The organism is Pseudomonas sp. B611 (assembly GCF_055407965.1).
The window spans coordinates 938,318-949,626 of record NZ_JBUZST010000001.1 but is presented as its reverse complement, the minus strand read 5'-3'; the positions used below and the strand labels follow the sequence as shown (position 1 = coordinate 949,626).

General features: G+C 58.5%; 10 protein-coding genes and 1 pseudogene. 7 read left to right on the top strand and 4 right to left on the bottom strand.

Annotated elements, in window-relative coordinates:
* Positions 1–37: 37 nt before the first annotated feature.
* Positions 38–1,231, bottom strand: coding sequence for an enoyl-ACP reductase FabV (gene fabV, locus ACZRMO_RS04515; protein ID WP_463972032.1), 1,194 nt, complete (start codon positions 1,229–1,231; stop codon positions 38–40).
* 307 nt (positions 1,232–1,538) lie between these two features.
* On the opposite strand from fabV, the gene ACZRMO_RS04510 reads away from it, so the two are divergent.
* The 4 genes from ACZRMO_RS04510 to ACZRMO_RS04495 all read left to right on the top strand — a co-directional run bounded on the left by ACZRMO_RS04510 (position 1,539) and on the right by ACZRMO_RS04495 (position 4,715).
* A complete protein-coding gene (locus ACZRMO_RS04510) occupies positions 1,539–2,363 on the top strand; it encodes an aspartyl/asparaginyl beta-hydroxylase domain-containing protein (RefSeq protein ID WP_463972031.1) in 825 nt (274 codons plus the stop codon).
* A gap of 150 nt (positions 2,364–2,513) precedes the next feature.
* The gene (gene ppnN, locus ACZRMO_RS04505) at positions 2,514–3,887 is read left to right on the top strand and encodes a nucleotide 5'-monophosphate nucleosidase PpnN (RefSeq protein ID WP_017737369.1); all 1,374 of its coding nucleotides are present in this window, start codon (positions 2,514–2,516) and stop codon (positions 3,885–3,887) included.
* A gap of 178 nt (positions 3,888–4,065) precedes the next feature.
* Entirely contained in the window at positions 4,066–4,323 is a 258-nt protein-coding gene (locus ACZRMO_RS04500) for an AbrB/MazE/SpoVT family DNA-binding domain-containing protein (protein ID WP_207045350.1), read from the top strand.
* Positions 4,320–4,715: a PIN domain-containing protein gene (locus tag ACZRMO_RS04495; RefSeq protein WP_463972030.1), complete on the top strand. Its 396-nt coding sequence runs from the start codon at positions 4,320–4,322 to the stop codon at positions 4,713–4,715. Before ACZRMO_RS04500 ends, ACZRMO_RS04495 begins: the two co-directional genes overlap by 4 nt.
* 11 nt (positions 4,716–4,726) lie before the next feature.
* Here ACZRMO_RS04495 and ACZRMO_RS04490 read toward each other — a convergent pair whose 3' ends face one another.
* The gene (locus tag ACZRMO_RS04490; RefSeq protein ID WP_026136855.1) at positions 4,727–5,056 is read right to left on the bottom strand and encodes a YXWGXW repeat-containing protein; all 330 of its coding nucleotides are present in this window, start codon (positions 5,054–5,056) and stop codon (positions 4,727–4,729) included.
* A 90-nt stretch (positions 5,057–5,146) separates the two neighbouring features.
* Positions 5,147–6,074: pseudogene (locus tag ACZRMO_RS04485) on the bottom strand (LysR family transcriptional regulator).
* Positions 6,075–6,140: 66 nt separating this feature from the next.
* Between ACZRMO_RS04485 and ACZRMO_RS04480 the strand changes: the two are divergent.
* Positions 6,141–6,845 carry an NADPH-dependent F420 reductase gene (locus tag ACZRMO_RS04480; RefSeq protein ID WP_463972125.1) on the top strand — a complete coding sequence of 235 codons (705 nt, stop codon included), beginning with the start codon at positions 6,141–6,143 and terminating at the stop codon, positions 6,843–6,845.
* 87 nt (positions 6,846–6,932) lie between these two features.
* Here the strand turns inward: ACZRMO_RS04480 and mqo are convergent, their stop codons facing one another.
* Complete coding sequence (gene mqo / locus ACZRMO_RS04475; protein ID WP_207045353.1) at positions 6,933–8,579, bottom strand: malate dehydrogenase (quinone); 1,647 nt, start codon at positions 8,577–8,579, stop codon at positions 6,933–6,935.
* Between the two features lie 489 nt (positions 8,580–9,068).
* Between mqo and ACZRMO_RS04470 the strand changes: the two genes are divergently transcribed.
* Together ACZRMO_RS04470 and ACZRMO_RS04465 are read left to right on the top strand one after the other, a co-directional pair.
* The gene (locus ACZRMO_RS04470) at positions 9,069–9,704 is read left to right on the top strand and encodes a Wzz/FepE/Etk N-terminal domain-containing protein (RefSeq protein ID WP_463972124.1); all 636 of its coding nucleotides are present in this window, start codon (positions 9,069–9,071) and stop codon (positions 9,702–9,704) included.
* Between the two features lie 296 nt (positions 9,705–10,000).
* Entirely contained in the window at positions 10,001–11,188 is a 1,188-nt protein-coding gene (locus ACZRMO_RS04465) for an MFS transporter (RefSeq protein ID WP_463972029.1), read from the top strand.
* The last annotated feature ends 121 nt before the right edge of the window (positions 11,189–11,309 follow it).

Genomic DNA, 11,309 nt, shown 5'->3' with positions numbered 1-11,309 from the left:
GGCAAGCCCGCTCCCACATTTTTTGCTCTACCGGATTTTAGGCCTGGATCAAGCCTTTGATCTTCACGTCCGGGTTCACGTCAGCGTCGTAATCCACGCCGTCGATTTCAAAGCCGAACAAGCGCAGGAACTCCGCCTTGTAGCCGGCAAAATCGCTGATCTCGTTGACGTTGTCGTCGGTCACCTGGTTCCACAGCGCCGCCACGGCGTCCTGGACCTTGGGTTCCAGCTCGGCCAGGTCGGCACGCAGGCGACCGTCGGCGTCGAGTTTCGGCTCGCTGCCGTACAGGCTGTCCTTGAACAGGCCGTAGACCTGCTCGATGCAACCTTCGTGGGTGCCCTGCTCTTTCATCACCTTGAACAGCAGCGACAGGTACAGCGGCATGATCGGGATCGCCGAACTCGCCTGTGTGACCACGGCCTTGAGCACCGACACACGGGCGTCGCCCTTCAGCGCTGCGAGGTTGTCGCGCAGGGTCAGGACTTTTTTGTCGAGGTCTTTCTTGGCTTCGCCGATGGAGCCGTTCCAGTAGATATCCTGGGTCAGCTTTTCACCGAGGTAGGTGAACGCGGTGGTCTTGGCGCCTTCGGCCAACACGTCGGCGTCACGCAGGGCGTCGATCCACAGCTGCCAGTCTTCGCCACCCATGACTTTCACGGTGCCGTCGATTTCTTCCTGGGTCGCCGGCTCCAGGGTGGTGTCGACCACGACGCCTTTGTCGGTGTTGATACCGCGCAGGGTTACGGCCTTGCCGATCGGCTTGAGGGTGGAGGTGTGCACCACGCCTTGCGGATCGGTACGGCGTGGCGCGGCCAGGCTATAGACCACCAGGTCGATCTTGCCCAGGTCTTTCTTGATGGTTTCGATGGTCAGGCGCTTGATCTCGTCGGAGAACGCGTCGCCGTTGATGCTCTTGGCGTACAGGCCTTTCTCGACAGCGAACTTCTCGAATGCGGCGCTGTTGTACCAGCCGGCCGAACCGAGCTTGCCGTCTTCACTTGGCTTCTCAAAAAACACGCCCAGGGTGTCGGCACCGCAGCCAAACGCAGAACTGATGCGCGCGGCCAGGCCGTAGCCGGTGGAAGCGCCGAGGACCAGCACCTTCTTGGCGCCGCCTTCGATGACGCCGTGTTGGGTCACGTAGTCGATCTGTTGCTTGACGTTCGCTTCACAGCCAACAGGGTGAGCGGTCACACAGATAAAGCCACGAACCCGCGGTTTGATGATCATAAAATTTCTGCCTCTTCCAAGGGGTCGATGGCCAGTGGTGGCCATTCAACTTCAATCGTACCGGTCTATGACGCCCGAAAAACCGAAGCGTCACGATAGTCGCAAATCTTCTGTTTACAAAATCCAATCGGTAAACACGTATGCCGTTAAAAACTGTGTAAAGCGTTCACAATTTCGCAATATTTGTAACGCCTGCCCGGCGCTGGACGCCTTATCATGACGCAGTTGTTTCATTATGTTTCAAAACCCACCACTCGCGGCCACGGATCCGGACCTGTCGATTGGCGTCCAGCCGGAGCTGAGTTTCATGAACAAGTCTGCCTTACGCAAAAAAGCAGTGTCCATCGCCTGGATACTTGGCGTGCTCCTGATTATTAGTCTGTTCCCCCTGACCACCATGGTTTTCCTCGGCCTGGTGCTGGTGTGTGGTGTGTATGATTTCCTGCGCAACGGCCTGTATGACGCGCCCACCATCAAGAAATACTTTATCGGCAGCGGCCGCAACACCTGGTTGCTGGCGCCGTTCAACACGTTGTTCGACCTGTTGAGCTCACGCAACCGCCACGTCTACACAATGAACGACCTGCCACCTGCCTGGCGTGAGGACCTGCAACAAGTGCTCAACGAAGCCATGGGCCACAAGGATGAAATCATCGGTTACCTGGACGAACGCATGGCCGAGAAGAAGCGCGGCATGTTGTTTTTCCAGTGGTACGGGCGGCCAATCGAAACCACCCTGGACATTCCGAAACTGCGCGAAAAGCTGCCATTCGTGAAGACCATCGGCGTATCGGTGTTCAACGAAAACCGTTCGACCTCTTTTCACTTCGGCCCACTGCGCATGATGTTCCGGGTGCTCTACAACATGGCACCCGCGCCCCATCATGACGGCGTCTACATCCAGGTCGGCGAGCACAGACATTACTGGCACGACGACCCGCTCTTCATCTTCGATGACACGCTGATGCACGCCTCCTTCAACAAGAACGATGCAAAGCGTTACTGCCTGTTTATCGATATCGTGCGGCCGACCCCGCTGCCGCAGGTGCTCAATGCCGTGATCGCGGGGTTTGCCGCAATGGTCTTTACCCTGCGTCGGGTTTTCTACAAAAACTGGAAGCTGATTCAGTAAGTTCTGCGGCATGATGATGTGCGACGGTGTTTGCACTCGGCCTTGCGCCTGAGGTAAACAATGGTCACGTGCGACCGAGTTCGGCGCCCATCATTCTCCAGCCATCGCAGCCCCTTGCGGGTGTGGTGGCTGCGCTTTCAAGGAATCAGAATGCCCCAACGTCAAGTCATCAATGCCTCCGTCAGCCCCAAGGGCAGCCTCGAAACCCTGTCCCAGCGTGAAGTGCAACAACTGAGCGAAGCCGGCACCGGCAGCACGTACACCCTGTTCCGCCAGTGCGCCCTGGCGATCCTCAATACCGGCGCGCATATCGACAACGCGAAGACCATCCTCGACGCCTACAAAGATTTTGAAGTGCGCATCCACCAGCAGGATCGTGGCGTGCGCCTGGAGCTACTGAACGCGCCGGCCGATGCCTTCGTTGATGGTGAAATGATCGCCAGCACCCGTGAGATGTTGTTCAGCGCCCTGCGCGACATCGTCTACACCGAGAACGAACTGGACAGCCAGCGCATCGACCTGAGCAACTCCCAGGGCATCACCGACTACGTGTTCCACTTGCTGCGCAACGCCCGTACGCTGCGCGCCGGTGTCGAGCCGAAAATCGTGGTGTGCTGGGGCGGCCACTCGATCAATACCGAAGAATACAAATACACCAAGAAAGTCGGCCACGAACTGGGCCTGCGCAGCCTGGACGTGTGCACTGGTTGCGGGCCCGGCGTGATGAAAGGTCCGATGAAAGGCGCGACTATTTCCCACGCCAAGCAACGCATTACCGGTGGGCGCTACCTGGGCCTGACCGAACCCGGCATCATCGCCGCCGAAGCCCCCAACCCGATCGTCAACGAGCTGGTGATCCTGCCGGATATCGAAAAACGCCTGGAAGCGTTCGTGCGCGTCGGCCACGGCATCATCATCTTCCCGGGCGGCGCCGGCACGGCGGAAGAGTTCCTGTACCTGCTGGGCATCCTGATGCATCCGGACAACCGCGACCTGCCGTTCCCGGTCATCCTCACCGGGCCGAAACACGCCGCGCCGTACCTGCAACAACTGCACGCGTTCGTCGGGGCAACCCTCGGCGAAGCGGCACAGGCGCACTACCAGATCATCATCGACGACCCGGCCGAAGTGGCCCGCCAGATGACTGCGGGGCTCAAGGGCGTGAAGCAGTTCCGCCGTGAGCGCAACGATGCGTTTCACTTCAACTGGCTGCTGAAGATCGACGAAGGCTTCCAGCGCCCGTTCGACCCGACCCACGCCAACATGGCCAGCCTGCAACTGAGCCATGCGCTGCCGCCCCACGAACTGGCGGCCAACCTGCGCCGCGCGTTCTCCGGGATCGTGGCAGGCAACGTCAAGGACAAGGGCATCCGCCTGATCGAAGAACACGGCCCGTACGAGATCCACGGCGACCCGGCCATCATGAAACCGCTGGATGAGCTGCTGCAGGCATTTGTTGCCCAACACCGCATGAAACTGCCTGGCGGCGCGGCCTATGTGCCGTGCTATCGCGTGGTGCAATAACGCCAACGCCAGCAGTTGGTCATACGTTGTAGCGCTTTGGGCGCGTTCCAGGGCGTGCTGATGGTGTGAATCGGGCTAGGGTTCAGTGAGTCCGATTCACTCACAGCAGAAGGCACAACCTATGGACCAACGGATCTTGTCCTCCATAATTCCTTACCCTAAGGTAAGGAGTATCACGATGGAGATTTTCAATATGGCGACCGCCACACTCACCTCGAAAGGGCAAATCACCATTCCTGTCCAGGTAAGGACCGCCCTGGGCCTTGAGACAGGTGATCGCGTTGAGTTTGTCGAAATGGAAGACGGCAGGTTTTCGATCATTGCCGCGAGCAAAACCGTGCATGACCTGAAGGGCCTGATCCAGAAACCCGCCAAGGCCGTATCCTTGGAAGACATGAATCGCGCTATCGCGGCACAGGGAGCAAAAGCCGGATGATCGGCCTGGATACCAATGTGCTGGTGCGCTATGTCACCCAGGATGATCCAATCCAATCGGCCAAGGCTTCAGATCTGATTGAATCGCTCACCACGCTGTCACCGGGCTTTGTAAGCCTGGTCTCGGTGGTGGAACTGGTATGGGTGTTACAGAGCTGCTATCAATCGGCCAAGAGTGACGTGGTGGTAGTTTTAGAGACGTTACTGCGCACCCGCGAGCTGACTATCGAGCATGCCGAAACCCTCTGGCAGGCACTCCGACGGTTTACCGCAAGCAAGGCCGACTTCGCCGACTGCCTGATTGAACGCTGCGCCCATGCAGCTGGATGCGAGTACACCGCCACCTTCGATCTCAATGCCGCGAAGGCAGCGGGCATGAAGCGACTGACCTAGCCGTGCAGGGCTCAACGAACCCAGCCACCGCCCTGCCAATGGTAACCGTCATTGCGCTGCACCCAGTGCGGATGTACATAACGATAGCCTTCGCGCACCGGCTCCCAATGGCCGTGTACCGCGACATAGCGCCCACTCTCCCAACGCCAGTAACCGCGTGACCACACATAGCCGTAACGTGGCACGGGTTCGACTTCGATCACTTGCACCGGTGGCGGCTGTGGCGCGATGACTTCGACATACTCCCGCTGCACCGGCCTGCGCTCATGCACGACACGCTCCTGTACACACCCCGACGCGGCAACCACCACTGCCGCCAATGCTGCATAACGTAGCAACATACAAACCCCTCGGGCGTTATCGCCCTAAGCCTACACCGGTAAAAAATCCCCCCTTGTCGCAGCCGCGCTCCTGCTTGGCCTGGATTCTTTTTAACAGGTGGTGTCTGTCGGATTGCTGAACCCATCGCCGCCAAAACGCTGCAGCACAGCGTCGACAAATCGACGTAACTTGGCGGTGCGCTGCCGGTTCGCGGTGTAGACCAGGTGCATCGGCCGGCTCGGTGCATCAAAGTCTGGCAGTACCCGCACCAACTCCCCCTTGGCCAACGCCGTGCGTAAAAAATCTTCGGGGCCAAGCACGATGCCAAATCCATCCAGCGCTGCCGACATCAACGCCCTGCTTTCATTGATCTGCAACCGGCTGGCTACCCGTATGCGGTAAGAAGCCGAGCCTTGATGCAGAACCCATTCCCGATCCGCCGGGCGCGACCAGAAGGCGTACCCCAGGCATTCATGATCTTCAAGATCCACCGGCACCCGCGGCACACCTCTATTCCGCCAGATAAGCGGGCGATGCGCAGAGCACCAGCCGATACGGCGCCAGGGGCCGGGCGGTAAGACTAGTTGTCGCAAGGGGCCCGATACGAAAGGCCACCTCGTAGCCCTCCTCGACCAGATCGACAAAACGGTCGGTCAAGTGCAGGTCAATTTCCACATCGGGGTGGTCACGCAAAAACTGGGTAATCAGCGGCATCAGGCTGTAGGAGCCGAAGGTCACCGGCGCGGTGATTTTAAGCTTGCCGCGCGGCGTTTCATTCATGATCTGCGCAAGGGAGTCGGCGGCATCAGCCTCTGTCAGGATGTGCTTGCAACGCTCGTAGTACGCACTACCCAACTCCGTCAGGCTTTGCCTGCGCGTGGTGCGGTTGAGCAAGCGGGCGCCCAGGCGCTGTTCAAGCGCAGCAACATGCTTGGCCACCATCTGCGGCGACATGTTCAAGCGCTCGGCAGCACGCGCGTAGGAGCCCAACTCGGCAGCCATCACAAAGGCATTCATGCTTGAAAGACGGTCCATCATTCACCACCCTGAGTAACAACAGCGACATCAAAACGGTTATTTATCACCAAACAGTTGCCAATCATCATAACCACTCCCGCAACTCACCGGAGCAAGGACATGAACATTGGCGTGATTGGAGCAGGCTTCATCGGGCGCGCCGTGGCGCAATTGGCACTGGCTGCCGGGCATGAGGTGATGCTGAGCAATTCCCGTGGCCCGCAGAGCATGACCAGTGTAGTCAGCGGCATACTCGGCGTGCAGGTCGGTAGCGCTGAAGAGGCCGCCAGGTTTGGTGATGTGGTACTTGTTGCCATTCCTTTTGAGCATTACCGCAGTATTTCCCCGCAATGGCTGGCAGGAAAAACGGTGATGGACGCCAACAACTACTACCCAAACCGCGACGGGCATTTCCCTGTGCTGGACCGCTTTGAAACCACCACTAGCCGGCTGCTCGCCGACCACCTGCCACAGGCGCACGTGGTGAAGGTGTTCAACGCGATATTCGCCCCCGACCTGACCCAGGACGCCCGCCCTCATGGCGCAACAGACCGCCGTGCACTCCCGGTGGCTGCGGACAATGCAACGGCCAAGGCGCAAGTGATCCACCTGCTCGACGAGCTAGGTTTTGACGCCGTGGATGCAGGCGGGATAGACGAAAGCTGGCGATTTGAGCGGGCTAAACCAGCCTATTGTGTGTCGCTGGACCAGGCCGGCTTGAAAGCGGCGCTGGCCGCAGCCGAGCGAACAGTGGAATTGCCTGCAGTCGAGCGGGTTCGCACCCTCGCGTAAACACACACGCACAAAAAAGCCCGCTGACCGTTACCGGTTCAGCGGGCTTTTTCTGTCTCAGCGTGGCCCTAGGACCACGGCTGTTTCTTACAACGCCAGGTCAGACGCTGGCTTGCTCGGCTCAGCCGCTGGCTTGGCAGCTTCGACAGCTTTCGGCGCAGCGCTCTGTGGGATCACAGGCGGTGTCGGCAGTTGCAGGACTTCGGCGGTGTAGGCCCATTCCTTGGCAACAGCCTCAGGGCTATCGTTCAGCTTGGTGCCGTAGCTCGGTACGATCTGGTGCAGTTTTGCCTGCCACTCAGGGGTCGCAACCTTGTCCTTGAACACTTTCTGCAGCACGGTCAGCATGATCGGAGCCGCGGTGGATGCGCCTGGCGATGCACCCAACAGGCCGGCGATGGTGTTGTCGGCGGAGCTGACCACTTCGGTACCGAGTTTCAGGACGCCGCCCTGCTCTTCGTCACGCTTGATGATCTGCACGCGCTGACCGGCTTGCCACAGGCGCCAGTCTTCTTTCTTGGCGTTCGGGAAGTACTCTTGCAGTGCCTTGAAGCGGTCGTCATCCGACAGCATCAGTTGGCCAGCGAGGTACTCGACCAGTGGGTATTCACGAATACCGACTTTGGTCATTGGCCAGATGTTGTGGGTGGTGGTGCTGGTCAGCAGGTCCAGGTACGAGCCTTCCTTCAGGAACTTGGTGGAGAAGGTCGCGAATGGGCCAAACAGGATCACGCGCTTGCCATCCAGCACGCGGGTGTCCAGGTGCGGAACCGACATCGGTGGCGCGCCAACCGACGCTTTACCGTAGGCCTTGGCCAGGTGCGCCTCGGCCACGGTTGGGTTATCGGTCACCAGGAACGAGCCACCTACCGGGAAGCCAGCGTATTCCTTGGCTTCAGGAATGCCCGACTTTTGCAGCAGGTGCAGTGCACCGCCGCCCGCGCCGATGAACACGAACTTGGCGTCGGTTTCGGTCTTGGTGCCATCTTTCAGGTTTTTGTAGCTCACACGCCACGAACCGTCGGCGTTCTTGGTGATGTCCTGCACTTCGCTCGACAGTTTCAGGTCGAACTTAGGCGTGGTTTGCAGGTGAGCGACGAACTGGCGGGTGATCTCGCCGAAGTTCATGTCGGTACCCAGCGGGCTCCAGGTGGCCGCGATCTTCTGGTTCGGGTCACGCCCTTCCATCATCAGCGGAACCCACTTCGCGATCTGCGCCGGGTCTTCGGAGTACTGCATGCCGGCGAACAGCGGGCTGGCTTGCAGGGCTTCATAGCGCTTCTTCAGGAACTTGATGTTGTCATCGCCCCACACAAAGCTCATGTGCGGAGTGGTGTTGATGAACGAACGCGGGTTCTTCAGCACGCCCTGCTGGACCTGCCAGGACCAGAACTGACGGGAGATCTGGAACGCTTCGTTGATTTCGACCGCCTTCGGGATCTCAACGTTGCCGTTCTTGTCTTCCGGGGTGTAGTTCAGCTCAGCCAGGGCCGAGTGACCGGTACCGGCGTTGTTCCAGCCGTTGGAGCTTTCTTCGGCCACGCCATCGAGGCGCTCGACCATTTCCATCGACCAGCCCGGTTCCAGCTCATTAAGCCAGACACCCAGGGTCGCACTCATGATGCCGCCGCCGATCAGCAGCACATCGACTTTCTTTGCCTCTTCCGCGTGAACGGACGTGATCCCCATCGACAAAGCCAGCCCCAGCAGGGCAGTGTTTACTTTCTTAAACATCAGTAGCACCTATGATAAAACGCCATCCGCCCCACTGCCCCTGATCATGGGCAACCCTCCTTCACACTGCGCCAGGCAACGCACTGCGGGGTTTGCACACTCACTTAAAGGCCGCAGGGTGGGCACACAAGGCCGACGTATCGACCTCACTTTTATGTCCCTTCTGCGCTGACTTCTTATCATTATTGGCTTCAGCTACCTGGGCGACAGCCAACCGTCGGCGCGTATTCGGGTGAACGCACCTTGGAAAGCGTAGACCAAGACGGCGCGCAGAATATCACGCTCGGGGAGGATGGGGCGTCTGATATGGACTTGGCGGTCGAATGCTGCCGCCGACTGGCTGGCCTGCCATGCCCCCCATGCGCCGATCTGAAACTATTTACCTCTAAACTCTGCCAATCCGCCCTTGGATATAACAACTGTAACAGCAAACATTTTTAACTACTCTACACTCAGCGGAACGTATCTAAAGAGCTATTAGTGAGCAGCATGAAAACGCCAAATGATCAATGTAAGGATGACGAAATTGACCTCCTGCCTCTTATTCATGCGCTGTGGAAGAGTAAACTCAAGATCGTCGTAGCTATCGTGATTGGGATGGCGTTGGCCCTTGCGGCGTTTTATGCCTTGCCGCCGAAATGGGTGGCCAGCACCTACCTAACCAAAGGTTCGCTACTCAGCGTATACAGAGAAGTTCGCAGTACCGAAACGGTACCCGTCTCGACGACACAACCGATAGAAATCAGGCTTTACAACTCAATCCAGGACGATGTGTTTTACGTCGCCATGGGCATCATGACGGCCAACAAAATAGTGGTCGCAGCCACACCCCAGCCGTTCATCCACCTTGCCTCGTCCAAGGCAAGCTCAAAAGAGCTGGCCGTATCAAAACTGAAATCGGTATTGGACAAAGCCAACACTCAAGCCCTCAACCTCAACCTCCCCTCACTGACCGCCGATCACAACCTAAGAGCCTTCAATATCTTGGGCGAAATCAAGGTTATCAAATCAAAAAGCATAGTGGCGTATCTCGCCATCGGTGCTTTCCTGGGTTTTATAGCGGGCTGCTTATTAATTTTCTTCCCACTGCTTAAAGCCTATTACGCACGTGCAATTGACAAATAAAACCGCTAAAGCCGCCCTACTTGGCTGACAATAAGAGCCCGCACCAAAACAATGAAAACTATTTTTAAAATAAAATTTTTTTAGCACTTACGAACCTTCAAGCACCCACACAAATTAGTTGCCATACAACAAATAGGATTTCATCTACGCAACGCGTTCAACTGCCTGTGCCCAAGCTTTCTCGCCCAGCACGTGCGCCCATGGAATTTTGCATGAAACACCTGTCCTAGACGCCTCCGACGATGTTCTTTAGCATCACCGGCTTACCTTGTGCGCCGTAGAGAGCAGACCCCCCCATGTCTATCCACCAAACACCCGGGCACGTCTTGCCCGCGCGCAGCGCCGCCAAAATGGAAGCGGCCATGGCCGTCGGCAGCTTCGCTATCGGTACCGGCGAGTTCGCGATCATGGGGTTGATGCCCGACATCGCCAGCAATCTGCACCTGAGTGAACCCCAGGTCGGACACGCCATCAGTGCGTATGCCCTCGGTGTGATGGTCGGCGCGCCGCTGCTGGCAATCCTCGGCGCCAGGCTTTTGCGCAAACATATGCTGTTGTTGCTGATGGGCCTTTATGCCTTGGGCAACCTGGCCACTGCCTTCACCCCGACATTCAGCTCATTGGTGGCTTTTCGCTTTATCAGCGGCCTGCCCCACGGCGCCTACTTTGGCATCGCCGCTGTAGTGGCCTCTAGCATGGTGTCATCGGACAAACGCGCCGGCGCCGTTGCGCGGGTAATGATGGGCCTGACCCTGGCCATGCTGTTGGGCAACCCAATCGCGACGTTCCTCGGGCAGCATCTGGGATGGCGCTCGGCGTTCGCACTGGTGAGCCTGATCGCCCTCTGCACCATCGCGCTGGTCTGGCGCTTCGTACCCGAGCGTCGCGATGAACCGCGCAGCGACCCGCGCAAAGAACTGCGGGCCTTCACCAAGCCCCAGGTGTGGATGGCCCTGTCGATTGGCGCCATCGGTTTCGCCGGGATGTTCTGCGTATTCAGCTACCTCGCGCCAACCATGCTCGAAGTCACCAAAGTCACCCCTCAGTGGATTCCATTCGGCCTGGCGGCGTTCGGCGTCGGCGGCATCATCGGCAACATCGCGGGCGGCAAACTCTTCGACCGCCTGCAGTTTCGCGCCGTGGGCCTGATCCTGGTGTGGTCGATGGCGGTGCTGGTGTTTTTCCCATTCGCTGCCGGCTCACTCTGGGGCGTGCTGCTGGGCATTGGCCTGGTGGGCACCATGGTGGCACTGGCCGCGCCATTGCAAATCCGCTTGATGGACATCGCCCACGAAGCGCCGAGCCTGGCAGCGGCGTCCAACCACGCCGCGTTCAACCTGGCCAATGCTCTGGGCCCATGGTTTGGCGGGATTGCGATCACCGCCGGTTTCGGCTGGACCAGCACCGGCTATATCGGCGCAGCGACCGCACTGATCGGCCTGGGGGTATACCTGGCAGCACGTCGAATGCACGGTGGCACCTAAAGCAAGACAACACCTGAGTCAATGGCGGCGAAATCAAAAAACTGCCATTGACGATGACTATTTATTCATCGGACAGGCTAGGTTCAGGTTGGATCCAATAGCGGCATACGTGTAACATCCC